Source organism: Paenibacillus sp. F024 (genome assembly GCF_057814255.1).
On the sequence record NZ_JBVASZ010000020.1, the window covers coordinates 22,643 to 46,871 of the forward strand.

Below are 24,229 nucleotides of genomic sequence, written 5' to 3' on the forward strand. Positions count from 1 at the left end.
TGTTCTCCTCTCTCGTTTCCACTCTCCTTTATTTTAGACTCTATTACTAGCTAAAAAGTTACGATAGCAATTATTAAAAAAATAAGACAAGAAACAAAAAAGACGACCCGATATACGGATCGTCCTGCTTAGACAGATCATAGGTTAGAGCATTAGCTTAGAGCATCCACTTTCAGCTGTTCCGCTTTGTCCGTACGCTCCCATGGCAAATCGACATCCGTACGTCCAAAGTGTCCGTATGCTGCCGTTTGCTTGTAGATCGGACGGCGCAGGTCAAGCATTTTGATAATGCCGGCTGGACGAAGGTCGAAGTTCTTGCGAACGATCTCTACCAGCTTCTGCTCGCTTACTTTCCCCGTACCGAAGGTATCGACAGAGATGGATACCGGCTTGGCTACGCCGATGGCATAGGCCAGCTGAACCTCACACTTGTCTGCAAGGCCTGCGGCAACAATGTTTTTCGCTACATATCGAGCGGCATACGCGCCCGAACGGTCAACCTTTGTCGGATCCTTACCGGAGAATGCGCCGCCGCCATGACGAGCGTAACCGCCATAGGTGTCAACGATGATTTTACGCCCGGTCAAACCGGCATCCCCTTGTGGTCCGCCGATAACAAAGCGGCCCGTTGGATTAATAAAATATTTGGTGTCTGCATCGATCAAATGATCCGGAACGATCGGTTTGATCACATGCTCTTTAATATCGGCCTGGATTTGCTCCAAGGTTACGTCTTCCCCATGCTGCGTAGAAACAACGATCGTATCCACACGAACTGGAGTCGGACCGTCGTACTCAACGGTGACTTGTGTTTTTCCGTCAGGACGGAGGTAGGCAAGCGTACCATTTTTACGAACTTCCGTCAAACGGCGGGCAAGCTGGTGGGATAGCGAGATCGGCAGCGGCATCAATTCCGGCGTTTCGTTAACCGCAAATCCGAACATCATTCCTTGGTCTCCCGCACCGATCGCTTCAATCTCATCGTCGGACATTTGACCTTCGCGTGCTTCAAGCGCCTTGTTAACGCCCTGTGCAATGTCAGGAGACTGCTCGTTCAAAGAAACCAGAACCGCACATGTTTGGGAGTCAAAGCCAAATTTGGCACGTGTATATCCGATATCTTTAATCGCTTGACGTGCGATGGCTTGAATATCGACGTATTCCGAGCGGCTGCTGATTTCACCAATGACGAGGACAAGACCTGTAGCCACCGATACTTCGCATGCTACACGGGCATTCGGATCATTGGCCAAGAATGCATCCAATACAGAGTCTGAAATTTGATCGCAAATTTTATCGGGATGACCTTCTGTAACCGACTCTGATGTAAATAAGCGGCGACCCACTGGATTAGACATAAGAATAACCTCCTAAAGCTAGTATTCATAAATACATAAGTACACATACAAAAAATCAACCTTTTCCGCTTGGAAAAGGTTTCTTTGGCTGTTACCTTCTTTATAGTATGTTACTGGATTTGTCTAAGTGTGTCAATAAATTATGATAAGTTCCACTAATTATTAACAAGGGTGTCACGATTACAAGCTAAGCATCATTTCTTCCGCTTTTTTAATCAACCGGGCAGTAATCGTGCCTCCAACCGCACCGGCATCTCTTGATGCAATATGTCCCCAATAATCTTCCTTTGCCGCGTACGATGGAACCTCTCCTAATTCTGCAGCAAATTCGACATTCATTTGGGCTGCTTGCTTTCCTACCGGAAGGCCCAGCTCCGCAGCGATCTCATATTTCATCACATCCAACGCCTGTCCGCTCTCCGGCACCACTTTCTTGTTATTATTCTTGGCCATCATGAGTACCTCCTATTTCGGGATGTACTTATAGTGTCTCCGTTATGTAGTCGAGCAAACGTATGAATGATTGGAGATTCGGGTAAAATTATGGTGTAACCTTGGAGCCATCCGCATTAGTCAATAAATAACTGCCGCGTACCATGACGTAAATATCTTGTTTGAATTTAGGATCAGGCTTAATCCCGCGACCTTCACGAGGGACAATCAGCAGATGGTTAAGTTCAACACTTGCTCCCGCAGTAATATCTTTACCGGCCGTTACGTCGGCAATCCCGTCCGCGGTGGAACTAAATGCAACAACTTTGCCTGTACGAACGATGAACTCGGTTCCTTCACCACCGTACAGACTTTGGCCCTGCCCCAGTTTGATAACGGTAAGGCCTGAATTGGATACGGAAGGCTGCGTAGTGCTGCCAGTTCCAGGAGAAGGTGTCGTTACGGTTTTAGCTAATTCCGAAGCAATGATCTGTCTGACCTTTTCTTCATTGAAGGTTTGCTTAGTCAGCTCATCCGCGATTTTACTTTGGATATTTTGGTCAAAATAGCTTTTCGTAATGATCGGATCATCAACAGACCCAGGCTGTACATTGCCAGAGTTTGTGTCTGCATAAACTAGTCCTAAGGATGAGATAAACAGAATTGATGTTATAATAGTAGCCTTACGCCATGATGAAAACACAAACCCACTCTCCTAACGATGTTTAATTTCAATAACATTTCTTTGCTATAAAAAAAGAAGACCACAAAGGGTCTTCTTTTTCATAAAACTGTTGTACTAGCTTAAGGAGTTACGTTAACTTCTGTTGTTACAGATGTTCCGTTTGGAGCAGTAGCAACAAGGTCGAACTGTGTTACAGTTGCTGGAATAGTAACGGAGCCGTCATCATTAACAGTAACTGTACCTGTACCTACAACATTCTCTACAGAGAAGATAATGCCGAGAAGATTGTAGTTATTTTTAAGTGTTAAGCCATCATAGCTTACACCATACTGATCCCAAACTTTAAGGTTCATCAAGCCTTTGGTTAAAGATGGGGATGCAGCATTGTAGAATTGATCAACAATGTTTTGCGTTCCAGAGTTAACCAATACCTTGCTGTTGTTAGCAACCATTTTGTTGATGGTAACAGCTTCGTTCTTAACATTAACTGTTGTCGATGCTGTTTTTGTTTCACCTTTTTGGTTAACATAGCTTACGGTAATAGTGGAAGTTCCCACTTTGTTACCAAGTACATAAGCCTTGTTATTCGAGGAGATCTCAGCCACAGCAGCAACTTGGTTGGAAGACGTAATGGACTTAATGAAATTGTCAGGAATGGCTACAGTGTCGCCAGCTGCATTCTTAACTGTGAAGTTAACACGCTTTTTGAACAAGTTGTCTTTCATTGCACCAGCTGCAGGTGCAGCAGTAAGCTTACTATCAATTGCATAGTAGAGATCACCGATAGGGTTCAGCGTGTAAGTGAAATCTTCGCCAGCCTGAGAGATGCTGAGATCCTTAGTTGTGGATGCAATCTCTACAGTACCAGGGTTAGCGCCTGTTGTTGTTGTTTTACGCAAGGAAATACGCAATTTGCTGCTTTGACCTTCAGATCCTGTAGCAACAACTCTAAAGCCTTCGTTGAACTTTTTGAAGGAGTTAGCATCCCACTCATTGGAACCTTTGTACTCTGTTCCTTGTGCAGTAGTAACAATTGGAGCTTGACCGTCTTCGTCTCTGGTTACTTGGAATGCATCGTTACCAGAAAGGGAAACATAGACGGAATAAGTTACAGTTCCCTCACCATCATTTGCCGCATTACCGTTTCCAGTGCTTTCCAGGTTGTAATCCATTTGCTTACCGTATTGGTCAAGGATAACATATTGGAAGCTGCTGAATGCGCCGGCTACAGCTGCTTTTGCAGGTGCGCTAACTTCTTTAATTCTATCAGGTACACGAACATCAGCGATAGTGTAAGTTCTTGTAACCGTGCTGTTAGCATTTGCAGTTGCGATTACAGCAGTTACAGAAACCGCACCTTTAGCTGCTTTGCTGATGTTTTTCAGGTGAATAGAGCCCTTGTTAGCACCGGAAGTTTTGATTTCATAGTCACCAGCAGCAACGCCGGAGATGCTCAGCTTGATTCTGTCGACGTTAACATCACTTGTCAAATCATCAACGCTCAGGCGATTGCCTTCAGCATCATATGCTACAAGCGGAATATAAACATCTTTATCACCAGCAGCAATTACATCATTGAAATCGCCAAGCTCTACTTTAGTAGCAATCTTAGTAGATTGGATTTTCACTTTACCTGTTGCAGTAGCTGCTTGATTTGTTACAGTGAACGTGTACTCAGCGGATTTATCAACATTCTCATTCAAAGAAACTTTCAATCTTGGAATGTTTTGTCCGTTATCTTCAACATCAGTTGTGATAACAGAGTTGCCAGCGGAGTTTGTTCCTACATACTGATTCCAAATGACATTGAGGTTTGCACCATTATTGAAATCAGGAGAATCGTAAGTAATTTGGCCGCCATATTGATCGAAAAGATTCAGATCAAATTTAGCGTTGTCGCCTTTACCGGAGATTGCATTGTTAGGGTTAGAGTATTGAGCTTCACCCAATTCCAATTTAGTGAGGATTGGAGCAACACCCAGTTTGAAGTTTTTAGTAACTGTCAAGTATTGATCGTTATTTACGATCGTTACTGGAATAACAGATACACTTTGAGTAGTGTCACTGGTTTTAGTATCCAATGTCAGCAACAATTGGCCTTCATCATTTTTGGTGATTTTAGTGAAGGTAGCACCTGCAGTGTAAACACTGTAAGAACCTGCGGAATAAGAAGCATTTTCGCCGTACTGGTTCTTAGCAGCCAACTTAAGGACAACAGCGTCTGCATATGCAATGGTATCGCTAGTAGTCAAGAAGTCAATCGACGTCAGCTTCTCGTTTTCAGCTGTGAAGCTAGCAACGGTTTTGTCAACTGCTGCTGCATCCAGACCGCCCAAAGTTACGCTGTACTCGCCAGCGGAAATTTTAGCGTCAGTCAGAGTCAACGTAGCTGTAGTTTTGTCTTCAGACCACGCTACAGTTGTACCGATATTTGCCGACCCCTTTTTCAAAGTCAGGGTAGCTTTATCAGTGTCAACGTCTCTGTCCAATTTAACTTCAACTTTCTGAACGCCTACTGCTTTTGCAGAAGCAACAGATGCCTTCTCAGGCTTGTTGAGGTTTTTGAATTGTTGTTGAGCTTCATAAGCGCCAAGAACCAGCAGGTCGCGAGTTGCAGCGGAAGTACCGCCGAATGTGCCGTCTGCACCGCTAGACAAGACACCTTTCTCGATTGCAAGAGCAACATAACCTTTAGCCCAGTCGGAAACCGTTTGGTCGCTTACGCCAGGAGTTGCTTGAGCTTGAGCGTCAAGACCCAATCCACGGATCAAGAATGTAGCAAGCTCTTGCTTCGTTACTTCACCAGCTGGGTTATATTGACCAGGCGCATAACCGTCAGTCAAACCAGCAGCTTTCAGAGCTTCGATGTAAGGAAGAGCGTAGCCGTTAGCCGGATCGTCAGCTTGAACATCGGAGAAAGTGGAAGTTGTCAGGGAAGTGTTAACATTCAAATTGAAGATCAAAGCGGCAACCTTCGCGAATTGAGCGCGGTTCATTTTGTCGTTAAGACCAAATACGCCGTCGCTTACACCTTCAAATACACCAGCAGAAATCATTGCATCGAATTTAGCTTTAGTAGCTGCATCGAGATCTTTCAGATCGCTGAAGCTGGACGAATCTTTAGCAGCTTCTGCGCCCATAGCTACGGAAGAAAACATCGAGAATGCCACAGCCAGGGATAAAATAGCAGATAAACTTTTCTTCATAACCTTTTTTTCTCCTCCTCGAATATCTTTCGGTTGTTGAGAGTTATTTGTAGATAAATTATAGCTCGATTCCCTCATTAGCCGATTCACCCCCTTCCCAGAGTTGAGCGAAATGATTTTTATTAGTTATGTCTGCAATGTATAATTTGCAGAAACTAGTAAACAATAATAGAGAGTCGCATGCCATTTAACATTATACACCGACACGCTACCAAGGTAAAGAGTTAATTTTGAGAAATTTATCCAAAGGGTTAACTCTTCAAGTTATTGTTGTTTATTACACTGTATTAAACGCACCGTTTGTAAAAAAGTTGCGCTTTCTGAAAAAACTTTTTTAAGTTTTTTTACAGATATACAGCGGTGTTCCAGCGTATAGCAACTTGTCTATCCCGTTGTATCGCCCGTTTAACAAATTTAGTATACAACTATATCCTACACTCGTCATTACGAACAATTTTCCATATCGACTGCTAAATAAAAGCCGTCAACTCATGGTCATTCACCTATGATGTTGGCGGCTTAATCATTTATTTAGGAAGCTTTTTTTGCTGTTTCAGTACGCGCTCCAATACTGCAGCCGCCTGAACCCGTGTAAAGTTTTGCCTAGGGTCGAAACGGTAGGTCGCTTTCTTTTGTCCTGTAAGAAGCACGTTTTCAATCCCTTGGATTAGCCCCGCCTTGGTAACCGCCTCAACCGATGGTGCAGCGTAAAAATCAATTTCGGAACCATCTGTAAATTGCTTTTGCAAAGCTGCGATCGACTTTGCCGTATCAGAAGATACCTTGAGCTCTGCAGCCCTTGCAATCATCACAGCCGCATCCTGACGCGTGATGGCCCCGCCGGGGTTAAACAAGCCTCCCGCGTTGCCTCTAACGATCCCGGCTCTAGCCGCCGTCTCAATGTATTTGTAATCATACAAAGAGTTGGAGTTGCCCATGGCCGGAACATCCCTGAACGTTTGAGTACCGCTATAGTTCAAAGGCAGATCAAAGGCTTTGACCAGCACCGTTGCGAATTCCCCGCGAGTAATCGCCTCGTTAGGGACAAACAAAGCCGGCGATTTGTTATTCATATATCCCTTGGAGTATAACGTGTCCAGGGTGTCTCTGCCCCACTCATGGCTTGTAATATCATTAAAGCTGTCGTACATATACATGACCTGGAAATATCCGAAGTGATCGATAGGCACCGTTATCGTATTTTTCTTCGGATCAACGACACCGCCGATATTTTTCCACGCCAACGTGGTCATGCCCCTGTAGTCTTCAAAGACATCCATTTGATACACCGTCACATACTTCCAGGAATCTTCACGGATGCTGTCATCGTATTTCAGTGTCAGCTCACCGCGCTTGGAAGGCACAACCATATCCTTCATATCGTTTATAGTGCTTTTTTGGTAAAAACGCACATTGCTCGAATTGATATCCACATTGTATGGATCTTGTCCGGTACCCGTCAACGCTTCCTTCAGCTTATCCGTATCCGTATAATCGTTCTGATTGATATAGCCCGCATTGATCCAATACAATTGGCTGACCGGTCTGAATTTCCGGGTCGGCTCCTCCAGGAAGAAGCTGGCACTGGCGTCACTGGCATAATCTTTGCTCACTCTTCCGTCCTTCGTATTGGCTATTCCGAAGAAAAGCTTGCGATCACCTGTCAAATATTGCTGCTGAGCGGATGACTCGTTACGCATCAGTTTCGTGTCTTTAGGGAATGTCAGCACCAAGTCGCCTTGAAACAGCTGGTACTTGTTTTGAAGCGGCATCAGCATTTGAGCGCCCTCAATGGAAGTGTTCACATTGTTCACCACAAAACTGCCGTTTGTCTGCTCCGTTCCCCGTGTAACAGTAAAGTTAATCGTGTTTTTACCTGTTTTTAAATTTTGGTAACGATAATAAAAGTAGGGCTTGTTATCCGCTGGATCAATTTTGCTCCGGACCACATCATTTTTTCCGAACGTAACACTGTCCGCATTTTCAGCCTCTAATTTAATATCAACAAAATTGCCGTTGATGTTTGCTTGCTGCTGGTTACCGACCTGAATCAGGTTAGGTAAAATAACCCGGTACGGCACCGGCTCACGGGATATCGTAATCGTCCGCGTCTCGGTAATTCCCGTATTATTCGAAATCAAGAATTCAAAAACCACGTCGCCGTTAAACGGAAGTGAAACGGGATTCGTTGTGAAGCCGCCGGTGGAGGTATTGATATTTAAATATTGGACCTGTCCGCTAGCCGGGGAACTGGGATAGCCCCAGCCGGGACCTGAACGAGCATCAAAAGTCAGAACAGGGTTCCCTTGGGCATCTGTCTTGCGCACATTCATTCGAATCGTATCCGCATTCGTGAACCGTCCCACAAAAGATACCTCGGAAGCATTCGTAACATATTTATCCGGTGTCTGAGCTTTTGTGAATTTATCCAACGGGTTAGGCAAAATGTCCCCTATAAAGGCAGGAGTAGGCAGCGTGAACTTGAAAATTTCATACTGTGCCGTTGTCACGACTGTTCCGTTAAGGCTCAGACTGAATTTTACCGAATTTCTTCCCTCAACAATTAAAGCTTCCCCTGCAGGCAGAGCCGGAGTCCAGGTTCGTGCCGCTCCTAAATCAAGCATCATCGTTGAATCGTTGTTAGGGAAATCAGCTGCGGCTAAATTAGCCGTTCTGCCGTTCACGGTTACCTTAATATTCGGATATTCGGACGAAGGCAGATTCATCACGCGCGCTTGCAAACAAGCGGTGCCCGGCGTACCCCCAACGGTACATGCCGGCGTATCCAGCGCCGCGTTTTTAATCATCATATTATTATGGAAGTTAATTGGAATTAAATAAGGCGTGCTGGTGATCGTGATTGGAAAATCCATTCGCCCGTTGCTGTCCCCGTCAGGAACGACACTTAATGTCGAATTTCCGTCCCTTATTCCGCTAATTTGGAACTTCCACTTTTCCTCATTGCCTACAGTAGCAACGTGTGCTGCAGTGAATGTGGCAGCTGAGCCCGCTACATTAGCCACCACCGTTCCTGTGGCAGGATCGACGTTAGTCGTGTACGCGAAAAATTCCGAAGGAAGCTCATTGATTTCATTTCCGCCGTTCTCATTCAGCGATACTTCAATGGGCACTCCCAAAGCATCATTGCCCAGAATCTTGTTCACCTTGGTGACATAAGGGGCAGTCGGGTCAAAATAGTTAAAATGAAACGTTTGCTTGGGCACCTGACCGATCAGACCGGTACCGGTATAGAAAGTGACAATAATGGTTTGCTTCCGATTCGCTGCTAACGCCAGATCAACGGATCCCAGATCAAATATCTTATAATAGGAGGTGGTCGAAAGTGTAGTCAGCGCCGACGGCCCTGTGAAATGAACGGTAGTCTTCGATCCGCCCACCACTTGAATTTCGGCATACACATACTTGGTTACCGTAGTGGATCCCGGTTCCAAGTCAACTTTCATTTTTCCAGTCAAATAAGCCGACAGTTGGTCCACTTGAGGTAAAGGATCGTTAATCAGCTTTTGGACCGGTGCACCTGCGGTAGTCGATTGAATGGCTCCTTCGTACAAAAAAGGACCGCCGTCATTAAAAACAAAATGCCGTGTCAGTGTATACGAATTCGTATTGTTACTCGCAACAATTTTAAATATATTGTCCCCCGCCTGCATATTGAAGTCGCTATTACGGCTAGGGATGAAGGTAAAGTCTCCGTTGTTGCTGCGATATGCGGTAATCGGATTGGATTGTCCCAACAAGTATCCCTGTACGGTCGTCGCATTCGGCGATTTACCTGTAATGGTATAGGCTGTTTGGGTAGGATCCTGCGGATACATCGCATTGTCATCCAAAGGAACCTGATTAAATCTCAAATCCGTAATGTTTGTCGTAGGAGTAAATGTGATATAAGCTGGCTGAGAAGCGAGTCGGCTTACGTCTCCCGTGTAGAACGTGATTTTATTTGTCCCTTCCGTCAATCGTACATTACTAAAAATAATTTCGTAATTCGAATTCGGGCTTCTAATCCCTTTGTTGGTTCTGTTTTCTACCGGCGCACCGGGATTCGTGCTCAAATTCTCAATTTCATAATAAATACTTGAAATTTCCGAATCGTCAATATTGTCCACTTCCACGGTGATATCCACATATTCGCTGGTTACCGGCGTAGGGGCGCTTGCAGAAGTGCTGAAGCCTTTAACCTTCAAGTTTGTCGCAGCGGCAACGGTCAGCGGGATCATCATCGAAGCCAGCATAGCCATGATAACAAAGATACTGATGAATCGGTTCTTCATTTGTTTCAACAGGTTTTCCTCCTTATGTATGATAAATGGGTTATCGACGGGAATGAGCTACCTTGTTTCTTCTCTTGATATACCTCCTTTTTATTGAGGACATGCATGAGTGATAAACATTCCCAAACAGCAGTATGTATCTTTGTTATCGGCTTGAAAAAACAATAATGTTATAGATGGGGTACAAAAAACTGAAACACGGAAAATCCCAGACCGTTATGGCCTGGGATTTCTATGTCGATTATTCTTATTTCGATACACGCGAGCGATCGCTCAGCTGCATAGTCTTCATACGGACTTTATTTAAAAATTTAAGCACCGGTTTTTTCGTCTTGCTGATAATGCCGATGGCTTCCGCTCCGAGAATCAAAATGCAAAGCAGCACGGCAACGAGAATCACCGCTCCCCAAAGCGTTTGCTGCTCTGACATATAGGATAGCAAAACCGCTGAAGATCCGAATACAAGGGCAATGCCGTAAATGATCAATACCGTAGTACGATGGCTGAAGCCAAGCTGCAAAAGACAATGGTGCAGATGGCTTTTGTCCGCAACCGAAATCGGCAGATTGTTCACCCAACGCCGCAGGATAGCGAAGAAGGTATCGGATAGCGGCACGCCCAAAATCATGATTGGAACAAGCAAGGAGACCACCGTGGCTTGTTTAAAGCCAAGTACGGATAACGTAGCCAAGCAGAAGCCGAGAAACAGTGCGCCGGAGTCGCCCATGAAAATTTTTGCCGGGTGGAAGTTGTAGAACAGGAAGCCTGCGATACTGCCCAGTAGGGCCACACATAGCAGAACCACCGTTGTATTTCCCATCATTAAAGCAAGCACCAGGATGGTCGTTGTCGCAATACCCGATACTCCGGCAGATAAGCCATCCAGCCCGTCAATCAGATTGATGGCATTGGTTACGCCTACGATCCAGAAGATCGTCAACGGTACGGATAGCCACGATAGAGAGATGGCTCCGTCCCCAAACGGCACATTGACGAGCTCGATCGTCACACCCGAATAAACAACGACGCAGGCAGCCAATATTTGACCCAGCAGCTTAATTTTCGGCGATAAGTCAAAGCGGTCGTCAAACGCGCCGATCAGGACAACGATCGCACCTCCGACCAGCAAGCCGAATACGACGTCATTCTTTAACGAATCGATAGCCGGTGAAATCACAAAATAAGCACCAATAAATGCAACAAATATGGCCAGTCCGCCCAATCGCGGCATAATACGGCTATGTACCTTGCGGTGATTCGGCGCATCAACGGCCCCGACCCAGAAAGCAAAGCGTTTCACTAGCGGCGTCATAAGCAGCGCGATGATTAATGCAGCGAAAAAGCCGATTCCGTATAACAAATTCATGTGTATGTTCACAGCCCCTTTTTCTATGAAAACCCCAAACACTCCAAATTATACTCTGATGACATTGGAAATACCACTGCCAATTTTGTGCCGTTTAGGTGGTTTTCAGGTTGTTTTCACAGTTCTGGTTAAGGTTTCTGCACATTTTCTTTTTCACGGACGACTTTCATTGCGAATTTCGGCAGCACAAGCATTCTTTTATACCGCCAAGGCTCTTGCAGCAGCCGATAGAACCATTCCAGTCTCAACTTTTGGAACAGCACCGGAGCACGCTTTAATTTTCCCGACAATACGTCAAAGCTTCCTCCGACACCCATCATGACAGGTACGGCCAACTGATTCTTATATTTGGCAATCCATGGCTCTTGTTTGTCCGCCGACCGGCCTACCAACAAAATATCCGGTGCCGCGGCACGAATAGCCTCAATGACCTCGGTGTCTTCTTTTTCACCAAAAAAACCGTCCCTGAAACCTACAAGCTTGATTCCCGGATACAAGTCCTGCAAACGGGCCGCCGCGGCTTCAATAACTTCAGGGGAAGCGCCGACCAGGTATACTTTCCAGTCCTGCTTTTCGCCCGCTTTCATCAATTCTTGAATCAGATCGAACCCTGCTACGCGTTCAGCGACCGGATTGCCGACATAGCCGGAAGCCCAAACCACGCCCGCGCCGTCGGGGACGACCAACTCCGCTTCTTTCATCATCTTCATATAATCCGGATGCTCAAGCGCGGTCATGACCATAATCGGATTAGCCGTAATAATCTGATGCGGCTCGCGTCGAGCGATGACCTGACTTAAATATGCTACCGTATCGCTCATGTTCATTTTCGAAATGGGTACACCAAAAATGGTTACTTTGGGAAAACTCACTACATCCCCCGTCCTTTAGCAAAAAATGATGCAATACGCTCAGCCGGACGACCGGCTGCGATCTTCAGCCTTTCGATCGCCTGTCCCTTATCCCGTTTCCATGAAGCTCCTTGAACAAGCATTCCCAACGCTTCTTGAGCCAAATCTTCGGCTCGGGGCTGCTTGGTGCTGCTGGCCGATTTCATGTCGAGTCGGTTCAAAAACTGATCGATCTTTGGGTCATAAGAAAGCCCGATCACAGGAACGTATTGGCTGGCTGCGTAGATCAGAGAGTGAAGCCGCATCCCTAGCAGAGCCTGACAAGCCGCCACCTCCGCCAGCATATCCTGGGGATGAGTAACATTGTGCGCAACCGTAAGCCGCTCTTTGTAGATTCCCCCCATCTGCTCCATCACATACAAAGAAGCTTTCTCGTCTGAAGGGAGATGGAACGGAAGAAAGCGGACCACCGCATCGGTTTTATCCAGTACGAGCTGAAGAGCCTTCGCCACCGCCTTAAGCTCGGAACGGTCCTCATTCCAAAACCGGACGGAAACCCCAATAACAGGTTTCGCTTCATCTCCTGACGTTTGTGTGGGTTGCCCGCGCATAGGCAGGCCCATTACCGGGTCCGGCACCACTTCCACATCCGACGGCGATATTCCCATCCTGCCCAGCAAGGCTTTGGATTCCTCATCCCTTACCGTAACAAACGAGCTTCGCTGAAAGGCCGATCGAATCCATCCAAAAAAGAACTTGCGATGCACCGGCCCGATCCCCTGGGAGTAAACAAATACAGGCTTGCCCATCCACTGCGCCAAACGCATGACGGCAATATAGTAAGGAATCGTCTTGGGGCTCGTCTCATCCTGCAGCAAGCTTCCGCCGCCGCTGATCAGCCCATCGGCGTTCCGTAATGCCCGCCAAACCTCCTTGGGCTTCATCCGGTGAACGGCTTCCACTCCATACGTCCGGGACGTCTCCTCCGGATTCACGGACAAAACGACAGGGACAAAAGTTACGCCCTGTCGTTCTCCTTGTTCCTGTAGAGCCAGCAGAATCGATTGAAGCACAGCCTCGTCACCGCTATTGTTGAATCCGTAATAACCTGATATCGCTATACGTTTAACCGAGGTCTCCACCGTTGCCAACTCCTTGCCACAATTTCCCACAGTGCAATAAAACCAATTCCGATCAATGCTCCGAAAGCCAGACCGTATACGACGCGAATGGATGAAATCATCAGCGGTGTATGCAGATGAGCGAACGTATCGACTACGGAAGCTTGTCCAATCACACCGGCCAGAATCAACAGCAGCCCGCTCCGGTATTTATAGCTGAGATAGGCTCCGAGTAAAAACAGCGGGTGTGAAATCAGGAATTCCTTCGTCCGCGGGCGAACACCCAGCGTGTTTTCCAAGAAGGACCGGAAATATCTCTCCAGTGCGGAAGCTTGCCCCTCATTCCCCGTCCGGGACAAATAATAAAAGCCTGCAGCTGCGATCACCGCGGCTGCAATGACCCAAAGTACACTAATGTTTGAGGTTAGAATGCTGCGACCGCGATCGATGCGCTCCTTGTAAGTCATTTTCTCGCTAAACAGCAGCCAATACGCGCCTGCCAATACGATCGGAGCCAAGTGCAGCACGCTGACTCCACGGAACTGCTGCAGGACCAGCATATAGGTGATCTGATTCAGCATACTTACAATAAAGAGAATTCCGATGGCGGAAACCAACGTCGTTCGCAGGAGCAGAATCAGGGCAAAACCGATTCTCGACCCTTCCGGCCGTTCCCGCTTTTCCCGGCAGGCACGGATGGCCATCATAATCGCAAGTGTCGGCGCACAGGTTCCGGCACCCAAAGCCAAGGCCTGCGCAAATAGGCTGGTGCTAAGCACAAGTAATCCTGCGGAGCCTAACATACCGAGTATAAACAAAGCCAAGGCCAGCTCAGGCACAAAAAAAGCGATCGTGAGTGCAATCAAAGCGACGCTCCCTGCCCACACCAGAACCTTTGCGGCATTTTGCCACTCAGAGTATACATATTGGAAGGCTTGCGCCTGTCCCATGGTATAGCCCGCTGCTTGAATGCGCCCAATGGCGCCGTCAGAACCGTCTAAAGCGGCATAGATCGAATCAAGCGGGTACAAAATTTGGCCTTTGTCCAGATTTTTTACAGCACGGGCATTCAGGAATACCATCCGGATGTTACGGTCCTTCACCGCAAGAACAAACCGGTCCGCTACGCCCTGTATACGCCCATTCAATTCTTCCTCGGACAAATTCTCCGTCAGCTTCTGAGCATCGGTCTCCGTAAAAGAATGAAGTCTTACTACATTATGATGGATTCGTTTGGCCAAGCCGGCAAAGCCCTTTTGCTCCGTCTTTTGCAGTTCGATGGCGGCAAGCCCTATCCCGTGCTTGCGCATCAGCTCGCCCATCTTGTCCAAATTCGTTGTGTCCTTCTCGCTGATAAATCCAGGCACGGTTTCACCGTCCACAATAAACCGCTTAACGCCTAGCTTCCTCAGCTCCGCAAGCAGAGCATCCATACGGTTTGTATCAAAAGGACGGCGGTTGGACATGCGAACGACAATGGAAAAACCCTCATCCTTGAGCATTTGAAGCGTAATAGGGTCGGGATCCATGGTTTTGAGCAGCGCCTCATCCATTGCCATTTCAATGATCATGCCAGGCTGATTCTTGAAGCTCCACGGTCTGGTCCTCACACCCAAATCAGAGAATGTTCGCTCGATCAGCGGCTGAAGCCGGCTCTGCGAACCCGCCTCCGTAAACAAAATATACGTAAAGTTCTCACCTGTAGAAAACGGAGCTTGCATGAGCGCAGCGGCGTCGCGAGAGGAAAGCGCCTCAATCCGGCGGCTGAGCTTCAGCTCACTCAAAGTCGCTTCATATACCGCCATACTTCCCACGCCATGCTGCTTCAGCTTGAGAAGCTGGTCATTCACGAATTTACGCGGGTCCGTCTGGGTGTCGGAAATTTCGAGCAAGTCGCGATAGTCCATGACAAACTCTACCTTGCGTCCGGATTGCTGCTCCGTTTGATGACGCTGATAAACGATGGGAATGGAGGCCAGCATCCCAAGGATAACCAGCCACCACAGTCCTTTCAACACCAATTGATTCCACTTCATGTACCTTTCCTTCAATGCTGTCAGCTCCCAAAGTTAGTGATGGTCCACGCGGGACATGACGGTCTGGACAAGCTTATCGATCGCATCCGAAGCGCCCTGCGCAGAGGTACCGCGAACAGCGAAGTAAACCTTGATCTTGGGCTCCGTACCCGACGGGCGCAAGCAGAACCACGAATCGTCCTCCAAGGTGTATTTCAGTACATTCTCTACGGGAAGCCCATATAAACCCTGTGAGAAATCCTCCACCTTCGTCACTTGAAGCCCATTTAATTCAGCAGGCGGCTGCTTCCGCCAATCTTCCATAATGCCTTGAATCTTCTCTACGCCGTCTTTGCCCTTGAGCGTTCGGGCTTCCAGCTTTTCCATAAAATATCCGTGCCGCTCATATAACTCTTGAAGAACATCATAGAGCGTCTTGCCTTTGCTTTTGTAATAAGCTGCAGCTTCACAGATCAGCATGGATGCGATGACGGCGTCCTTATCACGGGCGTAGGTGCCCGCAAGGTAGCCGTAGCTTTCCTCAAAGCCAAACAAGAATGTGGCCTCTCCGCTTTGTTCGAACTGCGTCATTTTCTCGCCGATATATTTAAAGCCGGTCAGCGTATTCAGCACCTTCGCTCCGTAATGCTCCGCAATGACTGCGCCCATCTCGCTTGTCACAATCGTTTTGACAACGACGCCATCAGCCGCCAGCTCTCCCCGTTCCTGCAAGCGGCCCAGCAGGTAATCGACCATAATCGCGCCCGATTGGTTGCCGCTGAGAACGAAATATTCCCCGCTCGCGTCCTTAACCACGGCCCCCATTCGATCGCAATCGGGGTCTGTGCCGATGAGAATGTCCGCGTCGATCCTCTTGCCTTCGGCGATGGCCAGCGTGAAGGCTTCCCGTTCCTCCGGGTTGGGCGACTTCACCGTAGAAAAATTCGCGTCCGGCTTTTCCTGTTCCGCCACCACATGGACTTGCTCGAACCCTATGGCTCCCAATGCGGCACGTACAGCCAAATTCCCCGCGCCATGCAACGGTGTATAAACGATACGGAAATCATCGCTCATTTGCCTTACCAACTCGGAATTTAGACTAACGGCGGTAACCGCACTAATATACGCTTCATCCACCGCTTCCCCAATCCATTCCAGCAGCCCGGCTCTCTCTGCATCCGCCCGTGAGCTTCTCTTCACAGAGGCAAACGACGCTACGCTGCGAACTTCGTCAATGACCTGCTCCGCCTCATGCGGAACAAGCTGCCCTCCATCGTTTCCATATACTTTAAACCCGTTGTATTCAGGTGGATTATGACTGGCGGTAATGACTACCCCCGCGTCGGCGTTCAAATAACGTACGGCAAAAGACAGCTCCGGCGTCGTGCGCAGCGACTCAAATAAATAAGCCTTGATTCCGTTACCTGCAAGCACCTTGGCAGTTTCAAGCGCGAATTCGGGAGATTGATTCCTTGAATCATAAGCAATGACGGCCGATGGAGCTTCTTTACCGGATTTCAGCAGAAACTGAGCCAACCCTTGCGTGGCCCGCGCTACCGTATAAACGTTCATCCGGTTCGTTCCCGCTCCGATTACACCCCGAAGTCCGCCTGTACCGAACTCAAGGTCGCGGTAAAACCGATCCTCGACTTCCTTCGGGTCTCCCGAAATCGAGCGAAGCTCTTCTTTTGTCTCTGCGTCGACAGCCTCATCATTTAACCAAAGCTCATATTGCTCCTGCACTCGCGTTTGAGAATTCATCGTTCCGTCTCCTCCACCATGGTTTTATGTATGAATGTGAAATATGATCGGTCTTATTCTCTGTCTCCTAGAGCAAACATTAACTCCCCTTCCGCCACCACCTTGTCCCCGACTTTGGCCGTGGCCTGACCCTTGCCGATGCTTCCTTTTAAGCGGGTGATGACCACCTCCAAGGTTAACGTATCCCCGGGAACCACCTGTCCGCGGAACCGGAAGTTATCAATTCCTGCAAAAAAGCCAAGTTTTCCGCGATTGGCTTCCACCATCAGCATCGCGACACAGCCAACCTGAGCCAATGCCTCCACAATCAGCACACCCGGCATGACGGGGTACCCTGGAAAATGTCCCGGAAAAAAGGGTTCGTTCATCGTTACGTTTTTGATACCGGTGGCTCTTACGCCGGGCTCGACCTCCAAAATTCGGTCCACCAATAGGAACGGGTAGCGGTGAGGAATAATTTCTTGGATTTGTACGGCATCTAACAAAATGGATGCTCCTTTCACATGGTATAAGTTAACTCCATTTAACTCAAACTAATAATGTCCCTTCATGATCTGCAGTAATGAAGGTTGATATAAGGGAGCTTATGTTCAGGATTGCCGCATCCGGCAGGCCTTGACATAAGCTCTTTTTAAACAGGTCAATCGGCTTTTAAACTCCTTTGGTTTAGTAAATAAAACTGTAGAACATAAATCACCGCAGTAACCAAAGAAACCGTAATAACAAACCACAAATAAGCATGGGCGTACGGGAGCTCAAAAACGATAAACAAAATGGCCACGTAATACAGGACCGTGGTCAGCTTGCCCAATGCATTGGCAGGCACCGTCTTTTTTCCTCGGAAATGGAAAAACGCGGAACCGACGATCATCCCTGCATCCCTTAAAAATATGGCCGCCGCAGCCTGCCAAGAAATCATCTGGGAAAACACCAATGACAAAATCACGGTAATCATCATCAATTTGTCTGCGAGAGGATCCAGCATGCTGCCAAGCGGCGTAACCAGCTTGCGTTTGCGCGCAATATAACCATCCAGCACGTCGGTCAGTCCGGCAACCAGAAGTACAAAAAAAGCTGACTTAATGTAACCAGCCCCAAACACAACCAAGTAAACCGGAATCAGAACAAACCGGCATAGTGTTAGGATATTGGGCAAGTTCCACAACAACAGGTGTTCCCCCTCCAGATACTCAGGCCAGACCGGCACTGTTCGTTATCGTTCTCTCTGCATTCTTTCTCATCCATACATTATACCGTTATGAATAAAAAAATAAAACTCCCTCTTAGGGAGTTCAAGAATCGGAAAATATGAGATCGAAGATGTGACGCCAAGTATTGACATCAAACACATCATGCAAGCTCTGCTTACCAATATATACATAACCAATCGTAAGCCCTATCACGAGCGCTGCCGCACAAGTAAGAGGGAACCAAGTCCATCTGATGATCCGGCGGACCGTTGGATTCCGCTTTTTCGTTTCCTCAGACGTCTCTTTTGGGGGTTTGCTCAAGTTACCAACCTCACTTTACGTATTGCCGCTAGCCACGCAAACTGTTAGCCAGGTTCATCATTTGATCGGAAGAGCTGACCGCCCGGGAATTTAATTGAAACGCCCTCTGTACCGTCATCAGCTCCGTCATCTCATCGGCTAAATTGACGTTGGATTGTTCCAGGAAGCCTTGTCGGATGGTAATGGGATCCACCGCATTATTCGCAGCGGTAACGGTTTGCAGAATCTCCTCTTGCTGAGCCGGCGTTATGTTGCCCGGCAGTCCGTAAAGATTATCTCCCAGCTGCTGCAATAATTGGGGACGAACGACACGCACCAATTTGATCTGACCTGCTTCAATGGGAGCTGCTCCTGGATCCGTCTCATTGTAAGCCATGATCATGCCATCCGGCCCAATTTGGATTCGATGGTTGATCGGTACGCGTATCGGATTATCATCGGCTCCCATCACATAGTGGCCGTCTTTCGTAGTCAAGAACATATTATCCGGGTCCTGCGGGTCCGCTGAAGGAGACAGCTCAAAGGCGCCATTGCGGGTCCATCTCATGTTTTGCACCGGATTATTATCGGCATCCAGAGTAATGGTGGAAATCTCGAACAAGCCGCTGCCTTCAACAGCCGTATCCAGCGGGCTATCGGTAGCCTGCAGAGAGCCTTGGGACAGGTTCAGTTGCGCCGCAACGAGCTTGGCTCCCCACCCTTGGTTATATCCAAGCGGTGTAAGCCGTCCTTCTCTTTGGAAGCCCTGCGGCTGCTGCTGTATGCTGGTGAGCACATCTTGAAAGGAAGCTTCGCGCCGTTTGTAGCCGGTCGTATTCACGTTGGCGATATTGTTGGCTATCAAATCGAGCTTCTGCTGCAGCGCGTGCATCGATACCGACGATTTAATCATGGAGTTGTTCATGTGCTACCTCCTAAACCCGTCCAACTTCATTGACGGCCTTTTCCATGCTTCTATCGTAAAATTGAACCATCTTCTGATTCGCTTCATAGGCTCGCAAAGCGGCCATCATATCGACCATGGACTGACCCGTGTCCACATTGGAACGCTCGATGTAGCCTTGACGCACCTCCACCTGATCATCCCCATTGATCGGACGAAAGCCGCCCTGAGCGTCGGGACCCAACCGATATAATCCATTGCCTTCACGGATCAGCTGATTGGGATCCTCCACACGGGTAATCATCAGGGTCAGCGGCTGGCCGTTTGCTCCAAGCAGCGGCAGACCATCCGCATTCGTAAACTGTCCGGACCGCATAATACGAAAATTCGTAACTGGAGTTCCCGTTCCCGGCTCTACAAGAACGATAGGTTGTCCATCCCGCCCCAGCACTTGATTCCCCTCGGAATCGATCATTTGACCGTTCGCATCAAGAGAAAATTTACCGTTCAATGAATAGCGTTCCTCGCCTGCCGCGTTCAATATCGTAAAAAACGCCTGCGGCTGAATGACACGCTGGCCGTCCGCATCCACATATTTACCAGAGCTGTCAAAGACGGCGCCCGGCACCTGAATATTTGAAACCAGGGCAAAATCAAACGGGTTGTTCGTTTCTTGAAGGTCTCCCTGTGCGTGCAGAGATACATTCTCCTCGGCCAAAACGCCGGTATTTAACCTGCCTAGGGACACGGAACCAGGCTCGCCCTCCCCGTTTCGCACCCGTGAGATTAAAATTTCAGGAAATGAACGGTTAATCCCATTGCCTCCCTTGAAGCCCGGCGTATTGATATTCGCGATGTTATTCGTAACAATATCATGTTTACGCTGTTGGGCAATCATGCCGGATGCGGCGGTGTACAAGCCTCTTAACATGGTTTCCTAGCCTCCTACAAGGTCTGAATCACTAAAATTTTCGTTTCGATACCTTATCCAGGTTGTCCAACATAATCCCGGTACCCTTAACTACACAATGCATCGGATCTTCAGCAATCAAAACCGGCACCTTGAGCTCTTCGGCCAGCAGCTGGTCGATTCCGTGCAGCATGGCGCCCCCGCCTGTCAGGATGACGCCGCGATCGATAATATCTGCCGACAGTTCCGGAGGCGTTCGTTCCAACACGCTCTTGGCTGCCGCTACAATGGAAGATACCGGCTCCCACAGGGCTTCCTGAATTTCATGTGAGTTAATCGTAATCGTCTGCGGCAGTCCGCTTACCATATCTCTGCCGCGGATGTCCATCGTTTCTTTCAGTCCGTCCGGATGTACCGTTCCAATGCGGATTTTGATATCCTCGCTTGTCCGTTCACCGATTAAAAGCTTATACTTGCTCTTGATATACTTCATAATGGCAGAGTCAAACTTGTCCCCTGCAATTTTAATTGAAGAGGCGGTGACGACGTCACCCATCGACAAAACCGCCACGTCCGTCGTCCCTCCGCCAATATCGACTACCATGTTTCCGCTCGGTTGAAAAATATCCATGCCCGCACCAATGGCTGCCGCCTTGGGTTCCTCTTCTAAGAACACTTCACGAGCTCCGCTTCGCTCGGCTGCTTCCCGGATCGCCTTTTGCTCCACGGAGGTGATATTGGTCGGAGCACAAATCAAGATGCGGGGATGACTGTACCACTTCCTGCCTCCCACTTTATTAATGAAATATTTGAGCATCATTTCGGTAATTTCAAAGTCGGCGATGACGCCATCCCTAAGCGGGCGAATGGCAATAATATTGCCAGGCGTCCTCCCGACCATGCGGCGGGCTTCTTCCCCGACAGCCAGCACCCGTTTCGTATCGCTCTCAATGGCAACGACGGACGGCTCATCCAGGACTACACCCCGCCCTTTCACATGAATCAGGACGTTCGCAGTCCCCAGATCTATGCCGATATCCTTGCTTAACATCCAAATAATCCTCCCTGCCAACCGTCCATCTCATATAAGAAGCGGCACTCCTATAATATACGTTACTTAGGTAATTTCGCCATGAGATTGAAAATTCCTCTTTTTGTTCCCAGATTTTTCGACAAATATCGCTTCATTTCTCATCGGTTCGGGAGTGAAATCGTACCGTCAGTACACTAGGGCATCCGGATGAGAAAACATAGCCGTCATCCGCCGCCTCCGTGCCGCTCACGGTACGGCCGGGAAAGTGTCTGCATGTGCCGATTGCTTTAGCTGCAGTGTCCTGGAGCCGCATGCAGGTGCCTCACTTCATTTTACAGTGACCAGCTTCTCTTGCGCCTTCGGGCTGCGGGTTTTGCGGTACTTGATCTTGGTCGCTTCCCCACCGCGAAGGTGACGAATCGATTTGTGGTATTCCAATATGTGCTTCACCTGATTGGCCAGTTCCGGATTGATTTCCGGCAAGCGCTCCGTTAAGTCCTTGTGCACCGTACTCTTGGAAACGCCAAACTCTTTTGCAATGGTGCGAACCGTATGCTTGGTTTCCACCAGGCAGCGGCCAATCTTAATGGTTCGCTCTTTGATGTAATCGTGCACTCCCCTCGCCTCCCTACTCGAGTTAGTTTGGTACATTATATGAGGGGTGTGCACTTATATTCTTTGTTTCACGGACCTGACAAGCCCGCTGAACACATTTATTTTCAAGGACAAGCCTCTTTTTCATAAAGACAAGCTGTTGTGCAATCGCAAAAAAAGCAGGAGAGATGGTTTTCCCCTGCCTTCGAAAATACACGATTTTCTTATTACTCCGTAATATAGCTTTCCGGATTCACAGCCGGTCCGCCTTGACCTTGGCGCAATTCAAAATGTAGATGCACGCCTTGCTCCTTCTCCAGCTCGTTGCGGCCCGCTTTAGCGATCACATCGCCCTTTTTCACTTCCGCGTCTTTGGCCACATTCACTTCGGACAAGCTTTGGTAAACAGAAACCAGACCGTTGCTGTGCGTAATCTCAACGAGATGGCCTACAATCGGATCCTTCTGTACGGCGCTAACCTTGCCGCTCATGACAGCCATCACGTCAAACGTTTGATTGTCCGGTCTGGCAAAGTCCATCCCGATGTGCGGCGTGAATGTATCACCGTACTCTACCATAGCCGCTTGTCTTACTTCGTTTGCAGCCTTGTTGTCAAAAAACGGGAGGACGACATCCAGCTCATTCTTGTCTTTAAACGGCCACTGCATCGTTTCCTGATTGGCATTGGTGGCTACGGCATCCTGACCTGTAACGCTGTCTGTGACGGTACCGGATTGGGTCGAATCGGGGCTGATTTTGTCAGATGTCATCGTCCCCGCTCCCTGGTACATCCACATGACGGTTAAAATGATTGCCGCTGCTGCCATGTACATTGCCGGAAATACCCACTTTTTGGCGAGCAATCTTTTCCAGGATGAAGCTGATCTGTTTTTCGCTCCTTCGATCGATTTAGGAGCTTCTTCTTGTTTTGGCAAATCTCTTTTTTGTTCACTCATATGTATATCACCTCGCTAACCATTCTTGCCAGGTTCGCGAGATTTATACGCGGGAAAACCTATTTTTTAGAAACTTTTGTCTTTCAATAGATTCGATGCTTTGCCAAGCTCTATGCCCGTATAATAATACTTGACGATGTCCTCCGCTTTGCGGGATTCCTTAGCCATTCCATTGGCGCCCCACTGGCTCATTCCGACTCCGTGGCCATAACCAAAGGTGGTAATCTCCCATTTGCCGTTTGCATAATGCCATTGAAACTGGCTGGAATTCAGCCCAAGCTTCTCACGCACCTCCCGGCCCGTAAACAGCTTTCCATTAATAGACAGCTTTTTGATCCGGTTCCCGGCGCTTCGCTCAATAACCCTTATGGAGGATGCTTTGCCCGACGATACCGGTATAGCCGAAGGGAGTCCCAGCATGCGCTGCAGCTCTTTACCCGTCAGGACCATCGTCTCTTTGTACTTTGGGGACAGCTCGGCATCCCATGGACTGGCTACGCTTCGCAGATAAGGAAGCGCCACATTCCAATAGTCTTCTGAATTTTCCGTATAGCCGTTGCTGGTTGAGAAGAAGCTGGCTTCAATCGGCTGTCCTTGATACGTTAAAATGATATCCTTCGTTTCCGTTACGGCACGGTTCAGCTTCTCCATGTAAGAGACATAGTTTTCCTCGCCCCACCGCTGCTTTAGTTCCTGGTCTGTTACATAAGCCTGATGTGCGGTCGTATCCGTGACCATAGCCTCCGGAACCGGCACATGGCTCTGATCCCCATCCAAGAGTCGGCGTATAATATACGTACGCGCCGCCATGGCCTGAGCCTTGAGCGCTTCAAGCTCGAATTCCATAGGCATTTCAGCGGCAACCACGCCCCTTACATACTGCTCCAAACTTACCATTTCGGTTCTCTTCTCCTTGGACAAGTAGACGGGAATCCAAGGCGTTTGCCCCTGACCGGTGACTTCCAAGCTTTCCTTTTGGCCCGCCGCATCCGGTATCGGCTCGTTTGCGGGTAACGTTCGAACGAGCAGCGCCGGTACGAGCACAACGACTGCCGTAAAGCTGGCCAGCCATACGGCGAACCAGCGAATCCATGATTTCTGTGGCCGGATAAGCTTGTACTTCATCTTGCTGTTCCTCCATCTTTTGTCCTCGGCTTTCGAATCTCGTTAACTGCTGCTGCAGGTAACATCATCTTATGAAAACAAAAGATAGAATAGAACAAAAAGAAGAGAACCTCCTCTCCTCGCGATTCTG

At 48.3% G+C, this 24,229-nt stretch carries 20 protein-coding genes; all 20 read right to left on the reverse strand.

Going from position 1 to position 24,229, the window contains the following annotated elements:
• Positions 1-152 precede the first annotated feature (152 nt).
• Entirely contained in the window at positions 153-1,358 is a 1,206-nt protein-coding gene (gene metK / locus ACZYR9_RS18900) for a methionine adenosyltransferase (protein WP_488980015.1), read from the reverse strand.
• A 180-nt stretch (positions 1,359-1,538) separates the two neighbouring features.
• Positions 1,539-1,811: an alpha/beta-type small acid-soluble spore protein gene (locus ACZYR9_RS18905; RefSeq protein ID WP_488980069.1), complete on the reverse strand. Its 273-nt coding sequence runs from the start codon at positions 1,809-1,811 to the stop codon at positions 1,539-1,541.
• An 88-nt stretch (positions 1,812-1,899) separates the two neighbouring features.
• Entirely contained in the window at positions 1,900-2,493 is a 594-nt protein-coding gene (locus ACZYR9_RS18910; RefSeq protein ID WP_488980016.1) for a hypothetical protein, read from the reverse strand.
• 101 nt (positions 2,494-2,594) lie between these two features.
• The gene (locus tag ACZYR9_RS18915; protein WP_488980017.1) at positions 2,595-5,759 is read right to left on the reverse strand and encodes an S-layer homology domain-containing protein; all 3,165 of its coding nucleotides are present in this window, start codon (positions 5,757-5,759) and stop codon (positions 2,595-2,597) included.
• 449 nt (positions 5,760-6,208) lie between these two features.
• Positions 6,209-9,973 carry an S-layer homology domain-containing protein gene (locus ACZYR9_RS18920; RefSeq protein WP_488980070.1) on the reverse strand — a complete coding sequence of 1,255 codons (3,765 nt, stop codon included), beginning with the start codon at positions 9,971-9,973 and terminating at the stop codon, positions 6,209-6,211.
• Positions 9,974-10,220: 247 nt separating this feature from the next.
• A complete protein-coding gene (locus tag ACZYR9_RS18925; protein WP_488980018.1) occupies positions 10,221-11,339 on the reverse strand; it encodes a glycosyltransferase family 4 protein in 1,119 nt (372 codons plus the stop codon).
• Positions 11,340-11,467: 128 nt separating this feature from the next.
• Positions 11,468-12,211: a WecB/TagA/CpsF family glycosyltransferase gene (locus ACZYR9_RS18930; protein WP_488980019.1), complete on the reverse strand. Its 744-nt coding sequence runs from the start codon at positions 12,209-12,211 to the stop codon at positions 11,468-11,470.
• On the reverse strand, positions 12,211-13,332 hold the full coding sequence (csaB, locus tag ACZYR9_RS18935) for a polysaccharide pyruvyl transferase CsaB (RefSeq protein ID WP_488980020.1): 1,122 nt from the start codon (positions 13,330-13,332) through the stop codon (positions 12,211-12,213). Before csaB ends, ACZYR9_RS18930 begins: the two co-directional genes overlap by 1 nt.
• Positions 13,308-15,347 carry a DUF5693 family protein gene (locus ACZYR9_RS18940; RefSeq protein WP_488980021.1) on the reverse strand — a complete coding sequence of 680 codons (2,040 nt, stop codon included), beginning with the start codon at positions 15,345-15,347 and terminating at the stop codon, positions 13,308-13,310. The genes csaB and ACZYR9_RS18940 overlap by 25 nt, the downstream gene beginning before the upstream one ends.
• A 33-nt stretch (positions 15,348-15,380) precedes the next feature.
• Entirely contained in the window at positions 15,381-17,087 is a 1,707-nt protein-coding gene (locus ACZYR9_RS18945; RefSeq protein WP_488980022.1) for a phospho-sugar mutase, read from the reverse strand.
• A gap of 53 nt (positions 17,088-17,140) precedes the next feature.
• Positions 17,141-17,572 (reverse strand): 3-hydroxyacyl-ACP dehydratase FabZ, encoded by a 432-nt coding sequence (fabZ, locus tag ACZYR9_RS18950; RefSeq protein WP_488980023.1) that lies wholly within the window; start codon positions 17,570-17,572, stop codon positions 17,141-17,143.
• 155 nt (positions 17,573-17,727) lie between these two features.
• Positions 17,728-18,252: a CDP-alcohol phosphatidyltransferase family protein gene (locus ACZYR9_RS18955; protein ID WP_488980071.1), complete on the reverse strand. Its 525-nt coding sequence runs from the start codon at positions 18,250-18,252 to the stop codon at positions 17,728-17,730.
• 127 nt (positions 18,253-18,379) lie between these two features.
• Positions 18,380-18,598 (reverse strand): DNA-directed RNA polymerase subunit beta, encoded by a 219-nt coding sequence (locus ACZYR9_RS18960; protein WP_488980024.1) that lies wholly within the window; start codon positions 18,596-18,598, stop codon positions 18,380-18,382.
• Between the two features lie 28 nt (positions 18,599-18,626).
• Entirely contained in the window at positions 18,627-19,502 is an 876-nt protein-coding gene (locus ACZYR9_RS18965; protein ID WP_488980025.1) for a flagellar hook-basal body protein, read from the reverse strand.
• Positions 19,503-19,512: 10 nt separating this feature from the next.
• The gene (locus ACZYR9_RS18970; RefSeq protein WP_488980026.1) at positions 19,513-20,412 is read right to left on the reverse strand and encodes a flagellar hook-basal body protein; all 900 of its coding nucleotides are present in this window, start codon (positions 20,410-20,412) and stop codon (positions 19,513-19,515) included.
• 31 nt (positions 20,413-20,443) lie between these two features.
• Positions 20,444-21,442, reverse strand: coding sequence for a rod shape-determining protein (locus ACZYR9_RS18975; RefSeq protein WP_488980027.1), 999 nt, complete (start codon positions 21,440-21,442; stop codon positions 20,444-20,446).
• A 133-nt stretch (positions 21,443-21,575) separates the two neighbouring features.
• A complete protein-coding gene (locus ACZYR9_RS18980; RefSeq protein ID WP_488980028.1) occupies positions 21,576-21,737 on the reverse strand; it encodes a hypothetical protein in 162 nt (53 codons plus the stop codon).
• Between the two features lie 14 nt (positions 21,738-21,751).
• A complete protein-coding gene (spoIIID, locus tag ACZYR9_RS18985; protein ID WP_036682840.1) occupies positions 21,752-22,039 on the reverse strand; it encodes a sporulation transcriptional regulator SpoIIID in 288 nt (95 codons plus the stop codon).
• A 206-nt stretch (positions 22,040-22,245) separates the two neighbouring features.
• A complete protein-coding gene (locus tag ACZYR9_RS18990; protein WP_488980029.1) occupies positions 22,246-22,974 on the reverse strand; it encodes a peptidoglycan DD-metalloendopeptidase family protein in 729 nt (242 codons plus the stop codon).
• Positions 22,975-23,040: 66 nt separating this feature from the next.
• Positions 23,041-24,099 (reverse strand): stage II sporulation protein D, encoded by a 1,059-nt coding sequence (gene spoIID / locus ACZYR9_RS18995; protein WP_488980030.1) that lies wholly within the window; start codon positions 24,097-24,099, stop codon positions 23,041-23,043.
• Positions 24,100-24,229: the final 130 nt, after the last annotated feature.